Raw genomic sequence first — 20,031 nt, forward strand, 5'->3', positions numbered from 1 at the left:
GACGCGGTCCCGGGGCTGCCCGTACAATGCGGGCACCTCAACCACCGGCCCGCCCATGGACATCGACCTCGCCCGCACCTTTCTGGAAATCGTCCGTCACGGCAGCCTCGCCGCGGCGGCGGAAAAGCTGTTCGTCACGCAAACGGCAATCACCGCCCGCGTCCAGAAACTCGAAAGCCAGTTGGGCAGCACGCTGTTCGTGCGCAACCGTGCCGGTGCGCGGCTGACCGCCAATGGCGAGGCTTTCGTGGTCTACGCCAATCAGCTGGTGCAGACCTGGGAAGCGGCGCGCCGCGACCTGCCCTTGCCCGAGGGCTATCACAACGTGCTGCACATCGGCGGCGAGGTCAGTCTGTGCAACCCGCTGATGCTCAGTTGGGCCGCTGAGCTGCGGGAGAAAATCCCCGGCCACGCTTTGCGCATGGACATCCGCGACGGCGAAAACCTGCTGCGCCAGCTCGAATTGGGGGTGCTCGATGCGGCGCTGGTCTATCAACCGGAATATTGGCCGGGACTGCAGGTCGAGCAGGTGCTGGAGGAGAAACTGATTCTGGTGACCACGCCCGGCCGCCCTGCCCCCTACGTGTACATCGACTGGGGTCCGGACTTCCGTCGCCAGCACGACGCCGCCCTGCCGGAAAAAGCCAAGGCTGCCCTGAGCTTCAACCTCGGCCCGCTGGCCCTGCAATACATTCTGGAGAACGGCGGCAGCGGCTATTTCCGGACCCGGGTCGTGCGCACCTACTTGGAAAGCGGCGCGCTGGAACCGGTGACCAAAGCCCCGGAATTCGGCTATCCGACCTACCTCGTCTACTCCCGCGACCGCGACTCGGCGATCCTGCAACAGGCGTTCGATCTGCTGCGCGAAGTGATCAAGGCCGATGACGACTGGTCGCAGCGCTGGAACCCGTTGAGCTGACGGCCGCTATACACCGGAGCATGGCACTTGTGACCTGAAGGTTGCCCCTGCACAAACGGCGGGATCGGCTACGCTGCCGGGATAACGACAATATCCGCAGGTGAGCGCAGTGAGGCAGACCACCGAGGCATTTCGCAGCCGCTACCGGGCGGCGATCCATCCCCGCTACAACCCGTGGCTGCACGGCGCGTTCGTGCTGCTGTTCGGCGTGCTGGCCATCGGCGCGTTCTGGAGCAGCGTGCACCAGGTGCGGCCGCTGGAATGGCTGACCGTGCCGCTGACCCTGCTGTTCTTCAATTTCGGCGTGTACATGGTGCACCGCCACCTCGGCCACCACAAAAAGCGCTTCGCGCGGATGTTCTACGCCCGGCATGCCGGCGATCATCACAGCTTTTTCACCCCCGGCCACATGACCTACGACGGCCCCCGCGACTGGCGGGTGATCCTGTTCCCGGCCTGGCTGATCGTGCTGCACACGCTGGCGATCACCCTGCCCCTGTGGTGGCTGTTCGCGCAGGTCAACAGCAACGTCGCCGGGCTGTTTGGCGGCTGCATGGTGTTCGGTTACCTGACCTATGAAGTGTTTCATGCCTGCGAGCATCTGCCGCCGCAGAACCCGCTGACCCGCCTGCCGTGGATCCGCCAGATGCGCCGTCTGCACGAATTGCATCACCGTCGCGAGCACATGCAGGAGCGTAATTTCAATATCGTTTTTCCGCTGATGGACTACCTGTTCGGCACCCTCTACCGGGAGCCGGAAACCGCCCCTTTGACCGATTCGAGAACGCCCATGACCCGCATGCAGCACACAGTCGATATCGCCGGCGATCCGATCGCCGTCCTCGCCTACGCCGCCACCGTCAGTCGCTGGCCGGAGTGGCATCCGTCTTCGCTGAAGATCGACGGCCCGAGCGGTGCGTTGCATGCCGGTGCGCGATTCGACGAGGACATCCACGCCGGCGGCCGCGAGGGGCATTTGCGCTGGGAGGTCACCGAATACCTGCCCGGTCGGCGCTGGTGCGCGCGGGCCCAGGGTGATCAGGGTCTTTCGTTGCTGCTGACCTATGAATGCTCGGCGCAAAACGATGCCACGCGCTTCGTGCGCACCCTCGATTACCAGTTCGAGGGCATTGGCCTGCGCATTGCCAACCACCTGCTGCTCAAGCGGCGCATCGATCGCGAATCGGCGGCTTCGATGCTGGCCCTTCGTGACATGGCGACCCGGCACCTGGCACTCGCGGGAGCCCACGTGTGAGATGGCGTTATCTGGTGTTGCTGCTGATTATCGGGGTTCTGGCCTTTCTGCTGTTGATGCCGACCAAGGTCAAGCCCGTGGCCTGGACGCCGCAACCGGCGCCCTCGCTGACCGAAGGCCAATACGCTGACAATCAGCGACTCAAGGGCGCGGCGCAAGTCGGCCCGAGCGACATCGAAGGCCCGGAAGCGCTGTTGCTGGAAAACGACTTTCTGATCACCGGCCTGCACGACGGACGCCTGCTGCGCACCAGCCTCGACGGCCAGCAGCGCAAGGTGCTGGCGGATACCGGCGGCCGGCCGCTGGGACTGGCGCGGCATCCCAACGGTTTGCTGGTGATCGCCGACGGGGTCAAGGGTTTGCTGTCCCTCGACGCGCAGGGTCGGCTGGTGGCGCTGACCACCGAAGCCAATGGTCTGCCGTTCGGCTTCACGGATGACGTGGCGATCGACAAGTCCGGACACTACGCCTACTTCAGCGACGCCTCGAGTCGCTGGGGTTACGGTCACGATGGCGAAGCGATCATCGAACATGGCGGCGACGGCCGCCTGCTGCGTTACGACTTCCAGACCGGAAAAACCAGCCTGTTGCTGGACAAGCTGGAGTTCGCCAACGGCGTAACCCTCGGCCCGGAAGACGCTTATGTGCTGGTCAACGAAACCGGCGCCTACCGCATCAGTCGCTACTGGCTGACCGGCCCCAGGGCCGGCACTCACGATTTGTTCATCGATAACCTGCCGGGGCTGCCGGACAACCTCGCCTTCAATGGCCGGGACCGGTTCTGGGTGGCGCTCTATACCCCGCGCAATCCGCTGCTGGATAGCACGGCCGGGCATCCGTTCGTGCGCAAGATGATCGTGCGGGCGATGACTGTCCTGCCCAAACCGGTGGAGAAACGCGGGTTCGTGCTGGGACTGGATCTGGAGGGCAAGGTGATTGCCAATCTGCAGGATGCCAGCGCCGGCAATTACTCGCCGATTACGACGGCGCGCGAGTATGGCCAGTGGTTGTATTTCGGTTCGCTGAAGGCCACGCACATGGCACGGATGCCGTTGGAGGCAGCCTTGAAGTGAGGCTTTGAGATTTGTGATGAATCGGCTGACGCCATCGCTGCGATGCGGCGGGCCGACAAGCCAGCTCCCACAGTTACTGTGTTGGTCGCGGAATCTGTAGACGACGCAAAACCTGTGGGAGCTGCGGTGCGACGATTCGACTTGCCAGCGATGGCGGACTGTCAGTTACTGGATCGATCAAACTTGTCCGGATCCTCGTCCTCCGGCACTGCCTCGCTCTTGCGTTTCTCTTCAGGATTACGAACGGTGTGCGCCGGACTGTTGGGCTCGGGATGGGTAGGAACCGGGTCGAATGCACCCTGCTCTTCACTGGGGAATTTTGGATCTTTCATAAGGCACCTCGTTGAGAGTCGCAATGTGAAGACTCTGAACATTCGAGGTGCCGGTCGGGGCTGTCGTTCCAGTCGTTTCACCAGCGAGGGCCGGTGGCGCGACTGACGGTCAGGTTCGAGCCTGCAACTGCTCGACGATCTTGTCTTTGACCTGCAAGCGTTTCTCTTTGAGTTTCTTCAGGGTGTCGTCGCTCGGCGCATCCGAAGTCGCCGTCTCGGCCTTGACGACGTCGGCGTCCGCCTGGGAATACTTGTTGATCAGTGCATCCAGATGTGGATCCGCGGTGCGTCGTTGCTGGATCTCTTCCTTTGTCAGTTTCAAGTCCTGTAACAAATCATGGGTCACCGGCATGGAACACCTCCGTCAGTTGATCGGCAGCCAACGCGACCGATTGCGCTGGCCAAGTATCAGAATGGCCTCGGTTGACCGGTTCTGTCGACCACCTGTCAGACCAGCGGTGCCCGTTCGTCGCCCTTTCTCAAATGCGATAAAACCTTTGGTCGGCGAAATCCCTCCATTGGTTAACGCTCACAAAAACCTGCGTGGAGAAACACCAATGGACGGATTCAAACTGCGTCATCTTTTTCTGGCCGTTGCGTTGAGCACCGGCATGGGCTCGGCCTTCGCCGCCACCGACAATGACTTCGTCGACAACGCCGCTGCCGGCGGCATCGCCGAAATCGAAACCAGTCGCCTGGCGCTGGAGAAGAGTCAGTCGGCCGACATCAAGGCCTTCGCCAACATGATGATCATCGACCACGGCAAAGCCAACGATGAACTGGCGACGATTGCCAAGGCCAACGACATCGAAGTGCCGGACACTACGACCCTGGTCAAACAGGCCAAGGAAAAAATCCTCGATATGCGCGATGAGTCGTTCGATGCCGCCTATGCCAACAATCAGGTCAAGGCGCACGAAGAAACCATCGAGCTGTTCAAGAAACAAGCCAACACCGTGACCGACGACAAGGTCAAAGGCGCCACCGAACTCAAAGCCTTTGCGCAGAAAATGCTGCCCGGTCTGGAAAAACACCTGGCCGCCGCCAAAGAGCTACAGGCCAAACACCCCAGCAAGTAACCGCCAGGTACGAAAAGAGGCCGCCTCCATTGGACGCGGCCTCTTTGCGTTGGGGCCTTGTTGCAGGCAAAAGATCAGCATTTCCGGCCACGCCGACTAGAGTTACCGGTGCATTGCTTGCGGCAGATCAAAAATATCCTCGCGGGAACGAACAACTATTTCGAACGGCCAGGGTCATTCACTTCGCGCCGGTCATTTTCCGAAGAACCGGCCCCCAATTCGCAATGGAGCAACAGGCACATGGCAGCACTGCAGAACAGCACACTCGATGCGATTAAAAACAATCAGGTTCAACTGCTGGGCGAATGGATCAAGGGACTGCAAGACAGCGGCGCCAGCCGCAACCTCAAAGAACATGATTTACAACAACAGACCCGCGAATTCCTGCAACTGGTGGTCAGCGGCCTGGAAAACGACAGCGGCACCAACATCACCGCGCCGGGCTGGGAAGGCATGCGCCAGTTCCTCGAAAAACTCTCCCACAGCCGCGCCCAGCTCGGTCAGGATTCCCAGCAGACCGCCAGCTTCATTTTCTCGCTCAAGGGCCCGCTGTTCGCCCTGCTGCAAAACCATTATCAGGACCAGCCTGCCCTGCTCGCCGAACAGCTTTGGGAAATCTCCGAACTGTTCGATGCATTCGGCCTGTACACCATTCGCACGTTCCAGAAATCCCGTGAAGCGGTGATCAAGCGCCAGCAGGAAGAACTGCTGGAGTTGTCGACCCCGGTGGTCAAACTGTGGGATGGCGTGCTCGCCCTGCCGATGATCGGCACCCTCGATTCACAACGCACCCAAGTGGTGATGGAATCGCTGCTGCAACGCATCGTCGACACCGGCTCGGAAATCGCCATCATCGACATCACTGGCGTGCCAACCGTCGACACACTGGTCGCCCAACACCTGCTCAAGACCGTGACCGCGATCCGTCTGATGGGCGCCGACTGCATCATCAGCGGCGTGCGTCCGCAGATTGCCCAGACCATCGTCCATCTGGGCCTGGATCTGCAGGGTGTGGTCACCAAAGCCAATCTGGCCGACGCACTGAAGCTGGCCCTGACCCGTCTGGGCATCACCCTCACCAAGACGGTCTGAACAATGGAACGTATCCCGATTCTTCAGATGGGTGACTTCCTGCTGGTGACCATCCAGGTCGACATGCATGACCAACTCGCCCTCACCCTGCAAGACGACCTGTCCGAGCGCATCAGCAAGACCTCCGCGCGCGGCGTGCTGATCGACATCTCGGCGCTGGACATGGTCGATTCGTTCATCGGCCGTATGATCGGCACCATTTCCGGCCTGTCGAAAATCATGGACGCTGAAACCATGCTGGTCGGTATGCAACCGGCAGTAGCGATCACGCTGGTGGAGCTCGGCCTGTACCTGCCGGGCGTCAGCACCGCGCTGAACGTCGAGCGCGGAATGAAACTGCTGCAGGAACGAGTACGCCAGCAATGACCGTGCGCAGCAGCGGTACCCAACCGATCAACATCGAGCAGGATGTGGTGCTGGCGCGGCAAACGGCGCGCAAGCTGGCCACCGAGTGCGGCATGCGCCTGATCGACCTGACCAAACTGGTGACCGCCGTCAGTGAACTGGCGCGCAACACCATGGTGTATGGCGGGGGCGGAGACATGGACTGGCAGATCCTCGATGACAACCACAAGGTCGGCCTGCGCCTGACCTTTCGCGATGAAGGCCCGGGTATTCCCGACATCAAACTGGCGATGACCGACGGCTGGACCTCCGGCAGCGGTCTGGGTCTGGGCCTGACCGGGGCCAAGCGACTGGTAGATGAATTCGAACTGGACACCGAGCCCGGCAAAGGCACTCGCATAACGATCACCCGATGGACATGAACATCAGCGGGACATTGACCCAGGTGTTGGTGATCGAGGACAGCAGCCAGATCGGCCATGCCCGGCGTACGGCCCAGCGTCTGGCCGAGCAACACGGTTTTGGCGAAAGCGATGCCGGCCGCGTCGCGCTGGTGGCCACGGAGCTGGCGAGCAATGTGCTCAAGCATGCCGGGCACGGCGAACTTCACTTGCGTCTGTTGCCGCGTCAGGGTGACGACGGCATCGAAATGATTGCAGTCGACCGGGCCCAGGGCTTTGATCTGGATGCGTGCATGGCCGATGGTTTTTCCACCGGCGGTACTCAGGGCATCGGCCTGGGCGCCGTAGCCCGCCAGGCGGATGTCTTTGATGTTTTTGCCGACCATCGCGGCGCAGTGCTGCTGGCTCGTTTATACCCGCGCAGCGACCGGCAGGTGGATATGCCGTATGGTGTCAGCCAACACTCGCTGCACGACGATCCGGCCTGCGGCGATGTCTGGCATCTGGCGACGCATGGCGCCGATGTCAGCGCTCTGATAGTCGACGGACTGGGCCATGGCGAGGACGCCGAGCGTGCGGCCCGTGCCGGAGAAAAGGCCTTTGCCCTGAATCCGTTCGGGGCGCCGACGCTGCTGATGGAAGACATGCATCGCGAGATGATCGGGAGTCGGGGCGGCGCGGTGGCATTCGCGCAGTTTCATGCCGACCGCGCCAGTCTTTCGTTCACCGGTGTCGGCAACATCGGTGCCAGCCTGATCGCTTCCGACAAGTCGCGCGGACTGGCCTCGCATCCGGGCATCGTCGGTGGCCAATACAGAAAAGCTCAGCCTTTTGACTATGCTCACGTGAACGGACATCTATTGATCATGTATAGCGACGGCTTGCAGTCCCGCTGGAACCTTCAGGATTACCCCGGTCTGGTGCATCGCCATCCCGCCGTGATTGCCACCGTCCTGCACCGCGACTTCTGCCGCGGGCGCGACGATGTCACCGTGCTGGTGGTTGCCCTGGAGTCCGCCCATGACTGAGTCCCCGACCTTGAACAACGCCGAACAGGCTGCGTTGATCGCCCAGTTGCAGAGCGAAACCGCTGCGTTGCGCGAAGAGCTCGACGAAACCAATCAGGGCGTGCTGGCCCTGTACGCCGAACTCGACACTCAGGCCGAACAACTGCGCCAGGCATCCGACCTGAAAAGCCGCTTCCTGTCGTACATGAGTCACGAGTTCCGCACGCCGCTGGGCTCGATCCTGAGCATCAACAGCCTGCTCGCCGACGAACTCGACGGCCCCCTCAGCCCCGAGCAACACAAGCAGGTGGCGTTTGTCAGCACCGCCGCCCGGGAACTCAGCGACATGGTCGACGACCTGCTCGATCTGGCGAAGATCGAGGCCGGACGCATCAGCATTTCTGCGGCGTGGTTCGACATGTTCGACCTGTTCGCCGCACTGCGGGGGATGTTCCGGCCGATTGTCGATGCCACGGCCGTAGACCTGATTTTCGAAGAGCCGGTAGGCCTCCCGCGTCTTTACACCGACGACAAGAAGCTGGCGCAGATCCTGCGCAACTTCATTTCCAACTCGCTGAAGTTCACCACCCGTGGCGAGGTCCGGATCTCGGCGCGTCTTGAGGGTGAGGGCAAGGTGCGGTTCGCCGTCAGCGACACCGGCATCGGTATCGCTGCGGAGCTGCACGGCACCTTGTTTGAAGACTTTTCCCAGGTCGACTCACCGCTGCAAAAACGCCTGCGCGGCACCGGGCTCGGCCTGTCGCTGTGCAAACGCTTCGCTGAATTGCTCGGTGGTGAGGTTGGTGTCGAAAGTACGCCGGGCGTGGGCTCAAGCTTTTTCGTGATCATTCCGCTGGCACTTGCCCAGGAGAACGTCGATGAAACATGACATCCGTCTGTTGATCGTCGATGACAACGTCGCCACTCGCTATGCCTTGCGCCGACGACTGGAGCGCCACGGTTACGAAGTGCTCGAGGCCGGCACCGGCGGCGAGGGGCTGGCCCTGATCGCCAGTCAGTCGCTCGATGCGCTGATCCTCGACGTCAACCTGCCGGACATGAGCGGGTTCGACATCGTGCGTAAACTGCGCGCCGACCCGGGCACCGCCCTGCTTCCGGTGATCCACGTGTCCGCCGCGTCGATCCAGACCGGCGACATCATCACCGGCCTCGATGCCGGGGCCGATGCCTACCTGATTCATCCGGTCGATCCCGACGTGCTGCTGGCAACGTTGCGCACCCTGCTGCGGGTGCGTGACACGGAGAACGCGTTGCGCGAAAGCGAGGCGCGTTTCCGCGAGATCTTCGTCAACGTCTCCGCACCCATCGCGGTGCTCGATGCCGATCTGAAAGTCCATGAGTGCAATCACGCCTTTTCCCAGCTGATCCAGGACAACCGCGACCCGCAGACCCTCAGCGAATGCTTTGCCGAGGATCAGAGCGCGATCCTCGACGAACTGCGCCTGCGACTGGTGGACGGCGAGCGCTGGAAGGGCACGCTGAACATGCGCGTGCAGGGTGAGGTTCGCGAGACCGAATGGCAGATTTCGCCCTACCGGACTCCGAAGCTGAGCCTGGTGTTCGTCGAAGACGTCACCGAACACCGTCATCGCGAGCGCTCGCACCTGGCGCAGCTGGACGACACCACCACGCAACTGGCCAAGGAAGTCGCCGACCGGGTACGCGCCGAATCGCAACTGCTGCAAGTACAGAAAATGGATGCGCTGGGCAAGCTCACCGGCGGCATCGCCCATGACTTCAACAACCTGCTGACCGGGATCATCACCAGCCTCGAACTGATCCAGAAACGTGTTGCCGATGGCCGAACGGACAAGGTCCAGTTCTACGCCGAAGCGGCTCTGAACTCGGCGAGGAGCGCGGCCTCGCTCACCCATCGCCTGTTGGCGTTTGCCCGTCAGCAACCACTCGACACCCGTCCGGTCGACATCAACAGACACGTCCGCTCGCTCGAAGAATTGCTGGTGCGCACCATCGGCGAACGCATCGCCCTCAAGCTCGAATTGACCACCAAACCTGCCATCGCGCTGGTCGATCCGATTCAGCTCGAAAGTGCGGTGCTCAATCTGGTGATCAATGCCCGGGACGCATTGCCACGGGGCGGCAATATCTGGGTCAGCACTTACGCGGCGTACTCCCACGGCGACCCGAACCTCGCCGATGGATCCTACGTGGCGCTATCGGTGCGCGATGACGGTACCGGCATCGAGCACAACGTGATCGACAAGGTGTTCGAGCCGTTCTTCACCACCAAGCCGCTGGGCCAGGGCACCGGGCTGGGGCTGTCGACGATCTACGGTTTTGCCCGTCAGTCCGGTGGCGATGCGCACATCCGCAGCGTCGCGCGACGCGGCACCGAAGTGACGATCATGCTGCCGGCCACCAGCGATCCGACCGCTGTCGATGTGGCCCCGGTGACGATTGATCCGCAAGGCTCGGGCGAACATGTGTTGATCGTCGAAGACATGCCGGCGGTACGCCTGTTCGTCACCGAAGTGCTGGAAGACGCCGGTTACCGCTGCACCCAGGCCGGCGATATCGAAACGGCGCTGGAACGCTTGCAGAACGACGCGTCGATCGACCTGCTGCTGACTGACGTTGGTCTGCCACGCATGACCGGCCGTGAACTGGCCGACGTTGCCCGGGGCTGGCGTGAGGGGTTGCCGATCCTGTTCATGACCGGTTATGCGGAAACCGCGATCAACCGCCAGGTGTTCCTCGGGGCGGGTATGGACATGCTGGTCAAACCGTTTCAGATCAGCGCATTGCTGGACAAGGTGCGTCGCACGCTCGACGGTGCCTGATACACCTAGCGGCTGAGGGCGCGGGCGAGAAACGGCGCAGTCCGGCTCTTCTTGCTCGCCGCCACTTTCTGCGGCGTTCCGGCCACGACGATCTTGCCGCCCTGATCCCCCGCACCCAGGCCGATGTCGATTACCCAATCGCTCTGCGCCACCACGCGCATTTCATGCTCGACCACGATCACCGTGTGTCCTGCGCTCACCAGATTGTCCAGTTGTTCCAACAAGCGGTCGACGTCTCGCGGATGCAAACCGGTGGTAGGCTCATCGAGCACATACAACGTCGCGCCGCGCTGATTGCGTTGCAGCTCGGTGGCCAGTTTGATCCGCTGGGCTTCGCCGCCGGACAACTCGGTCGCCGGTTGCCCGAGGCGCAGGTAACCGAGGCCGATGTCGCGCAGCACTTCCAGTGAACGACGGATCGCCGGTTGCTCGGCAAATACCGCCACCGCTTCATCCACGGTCAATTGCAGCACCTGCGCAATGCTCAAGCCCTGCCAGAGGATGGCCAGGGTCTCGGGGTTGTAACGCGCGCCGTGACAGGTCGGGCACGGCGCATAAACGCTGGGCATGAACAGCAACTCGACACTGACAAACCCCTCGCCTTCGCAGGTCGGGCAGCGACCCTTGGCGACGTTGAAGGAAAACTGCCCGGCGTCGTAGCCCGCCACTTTCGCCTCATCGGTCGCGGCAAACAGCTTGCGCACGTTGTCGAACAGCCCGGTGTAGGTCGCCAGATTCGAACGAGGGGTGCGGCCGATGGGTTTCTGATCGACCTGAACCAGACGCTTGATCGACTCCAGCCCTGCGCTGACCTGGCCGGTGCTGGCAGACGGGGTATCGTCTTCCAGATTGAGTTCTTCCGGTTCGGCGTCACTGACGCTGCGCCCGAGCTGCGCGCCGACCAGTTCCAGTAGCACCTGGCTGACCAGGCTCGATTTGCCGGACCCGGAAACACCGGTGACCGAGGTGAAACAGCCCAATGGAAATTCGGCGCTGAGATTGTCGAGATTGTTGCGGGTAACGCCGTCGAGCTTCAGCCAGCCCGACGGTTTGCGCGCAGTGCGTGTGGAGCGTTGCTGTTCGGCGAACAGATAGGCGCGGGTCTGTGAGTCCTCGATCGCGGCCAGCCCCGGCGGCGGGCCGCTGTAGAGAATCTGCCCGCCCTTTTCGCCCGCCGCCGGGCCGACGTCGATCAGCCAGTCGGCCCGGCGCATGGTGTCCAGATCGTGCTCGACCACAAACACGCTGTTGCCGTCGGCCTTCAGACGCTGCAACGCCGCGAACAGCGCTTCGCCGTCAGCCGGGTGCAGGCCGGCGGAAGGTTCGTCGAGCACGTAGATCACGCCAAACAATTGCGAACCCAGTTGGGTGGCCAGTCGCAGGCGTTGCAATTCGCCGGACGACAGGGTCGGCGTGCTCCGTTCCAGGGCCAGATAACCGAGGCCGAGATCGGTCAGGGTGCTCACCCGTTCCAGCAGATCCTCGGCAATGCGCTGCGCGGCCAGGCGTTTTTCCAGCGACAGGTTCGGCGTATGGCGCACGTCCGGCGCGTTGGCGTGGCCGCTGGCGCCATGGGCCACGCGCTGCTGCCGGGCTTCGCGGGTCTGGCTGTGGGTCAGGGTTTCACCGGTTTCATCGGCGTGTTCCAGCCAGCTCGCGTCCGCGACCGGCCGCAAAACCTCGGCGACTTGCAACAGAGACATCCGCGACAACTCGCCGATGTCATGCCCGGCAAACGTTACCGACAGCGCCTCGCGCTTGAGGCGCTTGCCATCGCACAACGGACACAGGCTGCCGAGCATGAACTGCGACACGCGCTTCTTCATCAGCGCACTTTGCGAATGGGTGAAGGTGTGCAGGATGTAGCGCCGGGCGCCAGTGAAGGTGCCTTGATAACTGGGCTCCATGTTGCGCTTGAGGGCGACGCGGGTTTCTTCCGGCGTCAGCCCGGCGTACACCGGAACGGTTGGTGTTTCCTCGGTGAAGAGGATCCAGTCACGCTGTTTTTTCGGCAGCTTGCGCCACGGGATATCGACATCGATGCCCATGGTCACCAGGATGTCGCGCAGGTTCTGCCCCTGCCAGGCCAGCGGCCATGACGCTACGGCGCGCTGGCGGATGGTCAGATTCGGATCCGGCACCATCAACGCCTCGGTGACCTCGTAGACCCGGCCCAGTCCATGGCATTGCGGGCACGCGCCTTGCGGCGTGTTCGGTGAAAAATCTTCGGCATACAGCATCGGCTGACCCGGTGGGTAGCTGCCGGCGCGCGAGTACAGCATGCGGATCAGGCTCGACAACGTGGTGACGCTGCCCACCGACGAACGCGTGCTCGGCGTGCCGCGCTGTTGCTGCAGGGCCACGGCCGGCGGCAGGCCTTCGATGGAGTCGACGTCCGGCACGCCAACCTGATCGATCAGCCTTCGCGCATAGGGCGCCACCGATTCGAAATAGCGTCGCTGGGCTTCGGCATACAGCGTCGAAAACGCCAGCGACGACTTGCCTGACCCCGACACCCCGGTGAACACCACCAGTGCATCGCGAGGAATGTCGACGTCCACGTTCTTCAGATTGTGCTCACGGGCACCGCGCACGCGAACCATGCCGGCGGCAGAACTGGAATTGCGTCTGGAAGTCATCGGCCAGCCTTGGTCAGGGGATTGGAGCTCAGGTGCTGAGCACGGAACGGATCATCTGCAGCAATGCTTCGGGTCCATAGGGCTTGCCGAGCAAATGGGTGTCGGGACTGAGCTGGTGGTTGCGCGAGATGATGTCGCGGGTGTGGCCCGAGGTGAACAGCACGGCCACCGGCGGCATTTGCACCTTGGCCCACGCCGCCAGATCGGAGCTCTTGATCAGACCGGGCATGACCACGTCGGTGAAGATCAGGTCGACCCGAGCGCCTTCCATCAACATCTGCATGGCTGCGTCACCATTACCGGCGGTCAGCACGCGATAACCTTCCTCGCGCAGTAGTTCAACTGCCGAGGTGCGCACCGCTTCGTTGTCCTCGACCACCAGGATTGTCTCGTGGCCGCCCGTGAGGGGGGTCTCCACGCTTGGCGCCGCTTGACCCACCGCTCGCAGGCTGCGCGGAAAGTACAACTGCACGCGCGTGCCCTGGCCCACCTGGCTGTCGATCTCGACATGCCCGCCGCTCTGTTTGACGAAGCCGAACACCATGCTCAAGCCGAGGCCCGTGCCCTGGCCGTCGGCCTTGGTGGTGAAGAACGGTTCGAACACCTGCTCGAGCATGTGCGGGGCGATGCCGACGCCGCTGTCACTGACCGAAACCCGGACGAAATCCCCCGGCACGATCCCCTTGCCCGAACAGAACGCCCGATCCAGTGAAAGGTTGGAGGCGCCGAGCACAATCGTGCCCTCGCCTTTCATGGCGTCCCGGGCATTGATCGCCAGATTGAGAATGGCGTTTTCCAGTTGATTGCGATCAACGTTGATGTGCCACGGTTCGTCCGGCAGTTGCACGTCGATCTGAATGGTTTCGCCCAGCGCCCGTTGCAGCAACTCACCGACGCCTTCGAAGATCTGCCGGGGATTGCACACCGCCGGCGACAGCGGCTGGCGACGGGCAAACGCCAGCAGTTGCGAGGACAGCTTGGCGCCCCGCTCCACCGCCGCCAGCGAGGCGCTGACCCGACGCTGGACGTTGGCATTGTCCGGTTCATGCCGCGCCAGCAGATGCAGGTTGCCGGCGATCACTTGCAGCAGGTTGTTGAAGTCATGGGCCACGCCGCCCGTAAGGCCGCCGATGGCCTCGAGCTTCTGCGACTGACGCAATTGCTCTTCCGCGGCGAGGCGCGCCTCGACTTCATCCGCTACCCGCTGTTCGAGGTTGCGGGTGAACTTGAGCAGCGATTCTTCGGCGATCTTGCGCTCGTGAATATCGATCAGCACACCGGGGAAACGGAACGGCCGGCCCTGCTCGTCGAATTCGCAAGCGCCGCTGGCGAGCACCCACAGACAACTGCCATCGGCACGCACCACCCGGTACTCGGCGTTGTAGGGCTCGCCGGTACGCACCGAATTCTCCACGCACTCCTGTACCCAATTACGGTCGTCCGGATGAATGTGCGTCTCGGCGATATGCTGAGGCAGGTTGCTCAGGTCTTGATCAGGCGGGTAGGAAAATGTCCGGGCAAAACGCTCGTCGGCCGACAGCACATTGTTTCTGACGTCCCAGACAAACGAGCCAAGCAGTGCCCCGGCATTCAGTGCCAGTCGCACCCGCTCGTTATCGGCGCGATAAGCGTCTTCGGCGGCCTGACGCAAGCGTTCGGACAACACCAGTTCAGTGGTTTCCACCACCATCGCCATGACGCCCGAAGGCACACCGGCATCGTTGGCCACCGGGCTGTAATACAAATCGAGCCAGACATCCTCGGGTACGCCGTCGCGCAGCAACACCAGGACCTTGTTGCGATATTCCAGGGTGCCGCCGGCCAGACAGGTGTCGACCACATGCCGGTTGAAATCGGCCACCTCCGGCCAGCCCAGTTCCACCGGCGATCCGAGCAGGTAGGGATGTCGTCCGCCGGCGAATCGTGAGTAAGCGTCGTTGTAGATCATGTAACCGGCATGGCCCCAGAGCATGACCATCGGCAGCGGCGATGCCAGCATCAGTTGCACTGTGCTGCACAGGCTGGCCGGCCAGGTTTCGAGCGGGCCCAGATCGGTCCTGCTCCAGTCGAACGCACGGATTCGCCCGGCCATCTCGCCTTGCCAGCCGTCACACCCATGGCTATCGGATAAAAACTGCATCAGCTGCTTCAACGCCTTGTGGTTGATCCGGATCTATCGCTGCGCGGTCAAACGTCGCGCCCGTCTGTTTCGAGCGCATCGGGCAACGATGGTTTCATTAGAGGTATAGCCGATTTCAGTGGCAGCCGACGCTCAGACTTCGATCAGATGTTTGAGCGGATGGTAGCCGGTCTTGAGCTTCGCAGCGACGTCGAGAATCGCCTTCTGGATGCCGTCCAGGTGTATGCAGGTCAGCTCGATGGCGGCGCTCTGATTGCCAGCCTCGATGTACTCGATCAGCCGCAGGTGTTCGTCGTCGCGACAGGCTTCGTGGCTGTCGTCATCCAGCGCCGCGGCGTACAGCGAGGCGCGGGAAATCAACTTCTGGAACCAGTCGAGCAGCACCGGGTTATTCAGGCTGCGGGCGAGCTTGATGTGGAACTCGCCGAGCAGGTGAATCAGCCGCTCGTGATCGCCGGCTTGGTGGGCTTCGTCTTCCAGCAGCAAGTGATCGCGCAGGTCCTGCATCGCCGCAGAGTCTTTGCGTCGGCACAGTTCGGTGACGATGCCGATCTCGACCAGACGTCGGGTTTCGAACAGCGAACGGATCTCTTCATCACTGGGCAGCGATACCGATGCACCTTTATTGGGCTCGGTGGTGACCAGTCCATCGGCCTCCAGTTGCTTGAGCGCGGCACGAACCGACGTGCGGCTGACATTGAACAATTCTGCCAGCGACGCCTCGCCCAGCTTCATCCCAGGACGCAGCGAACGTTTGCTGATCGCCTCGTAAACCCCTTGGTAGACGCGGTCGACCGTGGTTTCCGGTTTTTTCTCGGTCATCTGAAAACTCCTTCAATGCTGGCAGCGCTGCCTGACGAGCGACTCAGTCAGGGAAATGGGGGGTTGCGCCAGCAGATTAATCCGGGTATTTCTAAATTGCATTCAGATATTGCATACAATAATTAGAGGATTGCACCATTATGGGTCAACCAATAGCCATTGAAGTGCGTAATGTATCCAAGCGGTATTCTGATGACCCTGGCCTCGCGCCTGCCCTCGACAACGTCTCGGTGAACATCGCCGACAACGAGTTTTTCACCCTCCTCGGCCCCTCGGGCTGCGGCAAGACCACCCTGCTGCGCGCCATCGCCGGTTTCGAACACGTCAGCGACGGCGAGATCCGTCTGGCGGGCGAAACGGTCAATCACCTGCCGCCGTTCAAGCGTCGGGTCAACACGGTGTTCCAGAGTTACGCGCTGTTTCCGCACATGAGTGTCGCGCAGAATATCGCCTTCGGCCTCGAGATGCAGGGTCTTGATCGCAAGACGATTCCCGGACGGGTCGACGAAATGCTCGCGCTGGTGCAGATGGAGCACCTGGCCGGGCGCAAACCGGCGCAATTATCCGGCGGCCAGCAGCAGCGCGTGGCTCTGGCCCGGGCCCTGGCGCCGAAGCCGAAGGTGCTGTTGCTCGACGAGCCGCTGTCGGCGCTGGACCTGAAGCTGCGCAAGGAAATGCAGGTCGAACTCAAGCGCGTGCAGCAGGAAGCCGGCATCACCTTCATCTTCGTCACCCACGATCAGGAAGAAGCGCTGACCCTGTCCGACCGGATCGCGGTGATGTCCGCCGGCAAGATCCTGCAGATCGGCACCCCGATCGACATCTATGAACGTCCGCAGCACCGCTTCGTCGCCCAGTTTATCGGCGACATCAATTTCCTTCCCGGCCAACTCAAACGCGGGGAACACAACGAAAACATCTTCGTACCGAACGGCATGCCGGTGGAAATCCCCTGCCCGCCGCAAGGCGTCAATGGCAGCAGCGTGCAGCTGGCATTCCGGCCCGAGCGCTCGCAACTGGTTGCAGCGAATCAGCCGCATCATCTGCGCGGTGTGATCGAAGCGGTGCTGTATGTCGGCACCGCGACGCTGTACCAGTGCCGCTTGAACAACGACATCAAAGTCATGCTGCGGGAAAACAACGAAGGCCTGAACCGTGGTCGCGCAGTCGGTGAGCCCGTGGCGGTGCACCTGCCGCCCCAGGCCTGCCTGTTGATGGAGGCCTGAGATGAGCGTCAGCAGCACTTCTCCCTCCCTCAATCGCGCGCTGTTGCTCAGCCCGGTGGTGTTGACCCTGCTCGCCCTGATCGCCATTCCGCTGGGGATCATGGGTTACATCAGCCTGTTGCCGCGCAACACCTACGGCGGCGTCGACTGGCAGGCTCAATGGCAACTGCAGAGTTATGTGCAGCTGTTCTTCCAGGAAGGCTTCGACGGCGAACTGGAGCTGAACTGGGTCTACGCCCAGGCGCTGTTGCGCTCGGTGTTCCAGGCCAGTGGCACCACGGTGTTGTGCTTCCTGTTCGGCTTTCCGGTGGCGCTGTGGATGTCGAGCCTGACCCCGCGCCGGCGCAATTTGATGGTGTTGCTCATCACCATCCCGTTCTGGACCAACCTGCTGATCCGTAACTACGCGTGGCTGATCATCCTGCGCGAACAGGGCTGGGTCGCCCAGAGCCTCAACGCGCTCTTCCCGAGTGCCGGCGGCATCACCCTGCTCTACAACGACTTCGCCGTGAGCGTGGGTCTGGTCTACAGCTTCCTGCCGTTCATGATTTTGCCGATCTACTCGACCCTGGAAAAACTCGACTGGCGTCTGGTGGAAGCCGCCTATGACCTGGGCGCCAACCGCTGGCACGCCCTGCGCCGGATCATCCTGCCGCTGTCGATGCCCGGCGTGATTGCCGGCGCGTTGCTGGTGTTCGTGCCGAGCCTTGGCGCCTTCATCACCCCGGCGATCCTCGGCGGCGGCAAGACCCTGATGATCGGCAACCTGATCCAGCAGCAATTCGGCACCGCGCGCAACTGGCCGCTGGGCAGTTCGCTGTCGTTCCTGTTGCTGGGGATTCTGCTGTTGTCCCTGGTGCTCTACGCCCTCTACAGCCGCAGCGCGATGAAAAACCTGAACCGGGGAGCGAAAGCATGATCTCTTTGCACCTGAAAAAACTCCCGGCGACCCGGGAAATCAGCCTGCTGATCCTCGCTTATCTGTACGTGCCGATCCTGGTGTTGATCGCCTACAGCTTCAACGCCAACCGCTCGGCGACGGTGTGGACCGAGTTTTCGTTCGCCTGGTACGGACGGATCCTGGCCAACCCTTCGATCCAGACGGCGGCGCTGAACTCGATCATCGTCGCGACCATCGCCACGGTGTGCGCCACGGCGATTGCACTGCTCGCGGCGCTGGCGACTTACCGGCCGTTCTACGGACAGAAAATGGTCGAGGGCGGGATCAACCTGCCGCTGATCCTGCCGGAGATCGTCACCGCCGTGGCCACCCTGCTGCTGTTCATGGCCCTGGGCATCAAGCTTGGGCTGATGACGGTGATCGTCGCGCACATTGGCTTCTGCATTCCGTTCGCCTACCTGCCGATCCGCGCACGGCTCAACGATCTGGACAAGAGCCTGCTGGAGGCCGCCAACGATCTGTACGCCAACCCGTGGCAAGTGTTCCGCCGCGTGACCTTGCCGCTGTTGTGGCCGGCGGTGCTGTCCGGTTCGGTGCTGGCGTTCGTGGTCAGCCTCGACGATTTCATCATGACCTTCTTCGTCGCCGGGCCCGGTTCGACCACGTTGCCGGTGTACATCTTCTCGGCGATCAAGGCCGGCGTAACGCCCGAGATCAACGCGATTTCGACCCTGATGCTGGTGATTTCCATCGTGCTGGTGGTGCTGGCCTTCTGGCTTGGCCAACGCGGCAAACAACAATAAACCTGGAGCGCTCTGTTCATGAAAACCAAAAGCATGCGTTTGGCAATTTCCGGTCTGGCCCTGAGTTGTTTCACCGCGTTCAGCGCCCACGCCGCCGAGCCCAAGCAATTGTTCTTCTACAACTGGACCGATTACTACCCGGTGGACCTGCTGGCCAAGTTCGAAAAGGAGACCGGGATCAAGGTCACCATGGACGGCTACGACAGCAACGAAACCCTGCTCGCCAAATTGCAGGCCGGCGGCGCGGCGTATGACGTGATCGTGCCGTCGCAGTCGATCATGCAGACGCTGATCAAGCAGGACCTGCTGCTGGAAATCGACGCTCCGACCCTGAACAACTTCCAGTACGTCAAAGGGCCGTTCCGCGACCCGAGCTTCGACCCGGGCCGCAAGTTTTCGGCGCCGTACCTGTGGGGCACCACCGGGTTTTCCTATGACAGCGCACGGGTGCCGGGCGGCAAGCTCGACGATTCGTGGAAAGAATTCTTCGAACCGCGCAAGGAACTGCAAGGCCAGCTCGCCGCCCTCGACACTTCCAGCAGCGTGATCAACGCCGCCAGTCATTACCTGAACGTCGACGAATGCACGGAAAACCCGCAGGAGGCCAAACGCATCCTCGAACTGCTGCAAAAGCAAAAGCCGTTTTTGAAGATGTACAGCTCCGACAACACCGTCGACCGCATGGCCTCGGGCGAAGTGATCATGATGCAGAACTGGAACGGCTCGACGGCCCGCGCCACGTTGCAGAAGAGCACGATCAAATACGTGTACCCGAAAGAAGGCCTGGCAATGTTCCAGGACAACTTCGCCGTACCGAAAAGCGCGCCGCATCCGGGCAACGCGAAGATCTTCATCGACTGGATGATGAAGCCCGAGAACGCGGCGGCCGTGTCCAACGCGATTGCCTATGCCAACGGGATTCAGAGCGATCAGTTGCTGGATGCGAAATGGAAGGTCATGGACGCGATCAACATGCCCGAGGAATACGCCTCGCGCCTGCGGCCGGAGAAGGAATGCAGCAACAAGGCGCGGGAGCTGCAGGATCGGATCTGGTCGAAGCTCAAGGGTTGATTCGGGATCGCTGGTTGATCTGAACGCCGACCACCCAGTTCGACCTGGAGAAGCCCCTCACCCTAGCCCTCTCCCAGAGGGAGAGGGGACTGACCGCATTGTCT

At 62.0% G+C, this 20,031-nt stretch carries 19 protein-coding genes; 14 read left to right on the plus strand and 5 right to left on the minus strand.

Going from position 1 to position 20,031, the window contains the following annotated elements:
- Nucleotides 1-55: 55 nt before the first annotated feature.
- The 3 genes from QRN46_RS07965 to QRN46_RS07975 all read left to right on the plus strand — a co-directional run bounded on the left by QRN46_RS07965 (nucleotide 56) and on the right by QRN46_RS07975 (nucleotide 3,247).
- Nucleotides 56-919 (plus strand): LysR family transcriptional regulator, encoded by an 864-nt coding sequence (locus QRN46_RS07965; protein WP_041475306.1) that lies wholly within the window; start codon nucleotides 56-58, stop codon nucleotides 917-919.
- 109 nt (nucleotides 920-1,028) lie between these two features.
- Nucleotides 1,029-2,174 carry an SRPBCC family protein gene (locus QRN46_RS07970; RefSeq protein WP_011334513.1) on the plus strand — a complete coding sequence of 382 codons (1,146 nt, stop codon included), beginning with the start codon at nucleotides 1,029-1,031 and terminating at the stop codon, nucleotides 2,172-2,174.
- A 56-nt stretch (nucleotides 2,175-2,230) separates the two neighbouring features.
- Complete coding sequence (locus tag QRN46_RS07975) at nucleotides 2,231-3,247, plus strand: SMP-30/gluconolactonase/LRE family protein (RefSeq protein ID WP_285354532.1); 1,017 nt, start codon at nucleotides 2,231-2,233, stop codon at nucleotides 3,245-3,247.
- 161 nt (nucleotides 3,248-3,408) lie between these two features.
- On the opposite strand, the gene QRN46_RS07980 is transcribed toward QRN46_RS07975, so the two are convergent.
- Both QRN46_RS07980 and QRN46_RS07985 read right to left on the minus strand, forming a co-directional pair.
- A complete protein-coding gene (locus tag QRN46_RS07980) occupies nucleotides 3,409-3,579 on the minus strand; it encodes a hypothetical protein (RefSeq protein ID WP_181457875.1) in 171 nt (56 codons plus the stop codon).
- Between the two features lie 109 nt (nucleotides 3,580-3,688).
- Complete coding sequence (locus tag QRN46_RS07985) at nucleotides 3,689-3,931, minus strand: HP1242/YdcH family protein (RefSeq protein ID WP_011334515.1); 243 nt, start codon at nucleotides 3,929-3,931, stop codon at nucleotides 3,689-3,691.
- 205 nt (nucleotides 3,932-4,136) lie between these two features.
- On the opposite strand from QRN46_RS07985, the gene QRN46_RS07990 reads away from it, so the two are divergent.
- From QRN46_RS07990 to QRN46_RS08020, 7 genes are all read left to right on the plus strand, one after another.
- Complete coding sequence (locus QRN46_RS07990) at nucleotides 4,137-4,658, plus strand: DUF4142 domain-containing protein (RefSeq protein WP_011334516.1); 522 nt, start codon at nucleotides 4,137-4,139, stop codon at nucleotides 4,656-4,658.
- Between the two features lie 240 nt (nucleotides 4,659-4,898).
- Nucleotides 4,899-5,750: an STAS domain-containing protein gene (locus QRN46_RS07995; RefSeq protein WP_011334517.1), complete on the plus strand. Its 852-nt coding sequence runs from the start codon at nucleotides 4,899-4,901 to the stop codon at nucleotides 5,748-5,750.
- A 3-nt stretch (nucleotides 5,751-5,753) separates the two neighbouring features.
- Entirely contained in the window at nucleotides 5,754-6,116 is a 363-nt protein-coding gene (locus QRN46_RS08000; protein WP_011334518.1) for an STAS domain-containing protein, read from the plus strand.
- Complete coding sequence (locus QRN46_RS08005; protein WP_011334519.1) at nucleotides 6,113-6,517, plus strand: anti-sigma regulatory factor; 405 nt, start codon at nucleotides 6,113-6,115, stop codon at nucleotides 6,515-6,517. Before QRN46_RS08000 ends, QRN46_RS08005 begins: the two co-directional genes overlap by 4 nt.
- Complete coding sequence (locus QRN46_RS08010) at nucleotides 6,514-7,524, plus strand: ATP-binding protein (protein WP_041475569.1); 1,011 nt, start codon at nucleotides 6,514-6,516, stop codon at nucleotides 7,522-7,524. Before QRN46_RS08005 ends, QRN46_RS08010 begins: the two co-directional genes overlap by 4 nt.
- On the plus strand, nucleotides 7,517-8,392 hold the full coding sequence (locus QRN46_RS08015; RefSeq protein WP_011334521.1) for a sensor histidine kinase: 876 nt from the start codon (nucleotides 7,517-7,519) through the stop codon (nucleotides 8,390-8,392). Before QRN46_RS08010 ends, QRN46_RS08015 begins: the two co-directional genes overlap by 8 nt.
- On the plus strand, nucleotides 8,382-10,325 hold the full coding sequence (locus QRN46_RS08020; protein ID WP_011334522.1) for a PAS domain-containing hybrid sensor histidine kinase/response regulator: 1,944 nt from the start codon (nucleotides 8,382-8,384) through the stop codon (nucleotides 10,323-10,325). Before QRN46_RS08015 ends, QRN46_RS08020 begins: the two co-directional genes overlap by 11 nt.
- 5 nt (nucleotides 10,326-10,330) lie before the next feature.
- Here the strand turns inward: QRN46_RS08020 and QRN46_RS08025 are convergent, their stop codons facing one another.
- The 3 genes from QRN46_RS08025 to QRN46_RS08035 form a co-directional block, all read right to left on the minus strand.
- A complete protein-coding gene (locus QRN46_RS08025; RefSeq protein ID WP_285354484.1) occupies nucleotides 10,331-12,964 on the minus strand; it encodes an excinuclease ABC subunit UvrA in 2,634 nt (877 codons plus the stop codon).
- A 28-nt stretch (nucleotides 12,965-12,992) separates the two neighbouring features.
- On the minus strand, nucleotides 12,993-15,104 hold the full coding sequence (locus QRN46_RS08030) for a hybrid sensor histidine kinase/response regulator (protein ID WP_285354485.1): 2,112 nt from the start codon (nucleotides 15,102-15,104) through the stop codon (nucleotides 12,993-12,995).
- Between the two features lie 132 nt (nucleotides 15,105-15,236).
- On the minus strand, nucleotides 15,237-15,926 hold the full coding sequence (locus QRN46_RS08035) for a GntR family transcriptional regulator (protein WP_285354486.1): 690 nt from the start codon (nucleotides 15,924-15,926) through the stop codon (nucleotides 15,237-15,239).
- A gap of 140 nt (nucleotides 15,927-16,066) precedes the next feature.
- On the opposite strand from QRN46_RS08035, the gene QRN46_RS08040 reads away from it, so the two are divergent.
- The 4 genes from QRN46_RS08040 to QRN46_RS08055 are packed head-to-tail and all read left to right on the plus strand — an operon-like array spanning nucleotide 16,067 to nucleotide 19,927.
- Nucleotides 16,067-17,152 carry an ABC transporter ATP-binding protein gene (locus QRN46_RS08040; protein ID WP_285354487.1) on the plus strand — a complete coding sequence of 362 codons (1,086 nt, stop codon included), beginning with the start codon at nucleotides 16,067-16,069 and terminating at the stop codon, nucleotides 17,150-17,152.
- A gap of 1 nt (nucleotide 17,153) precedes the next feature.
- On the plus strand, nucleotides 17,154-18,071 hold the full coding sequence (locus QRN46_RS08045; protein WP_285354488.1) for an ABC transporter permease: 918 nt from the start codon (nucleotides 17,154-17,156) through the stop codon (nucleotides 18,069-18,071).
- A complete protein-coding gene (locus QRN46_RS08050; protein ID WP_064597101.1) occupies nucleotides 18,068-18,856 on the plus strand; it encodes an ABC transporter permease in 789 nt (262 codons plus the stop codon). The genes QRN46_RS08045 and QRN46_RS08050 overlap by 4 nt, the downstream gene beginning before the upstream one ends.
- An 18-nt stretch (nucleotides 18,857-18,874) precedes the next feature.
- Nucleotides 18,875-19,927 (plus strand): extracellular solute-binding protein, encoded by a 1,053-nt coding sequence (locus QRN46_RS08055; RefSeq protein ID WP_285354489.1) that lies wholly within the window; start codon nucleotides 18,875-18,877, stop codon nucleotides 19,925-19,927.
- The last annotated feature ends 104 nt before the right edge of the window (nucleotides 19,928-20,031 follow it).

It is taken from the genome of Pseudomonas sp. lyk4-R2A-10, from assembly GCF_030209075.1.
Taxonomy (GTDB): domain Bacteria; phylum Pseudomonadota; class Gammaproteobacteria; order Pseudomonadales; family Pseudomonadaceae; genus Aquipseudomonas; species Aquipseudomonas glycinae.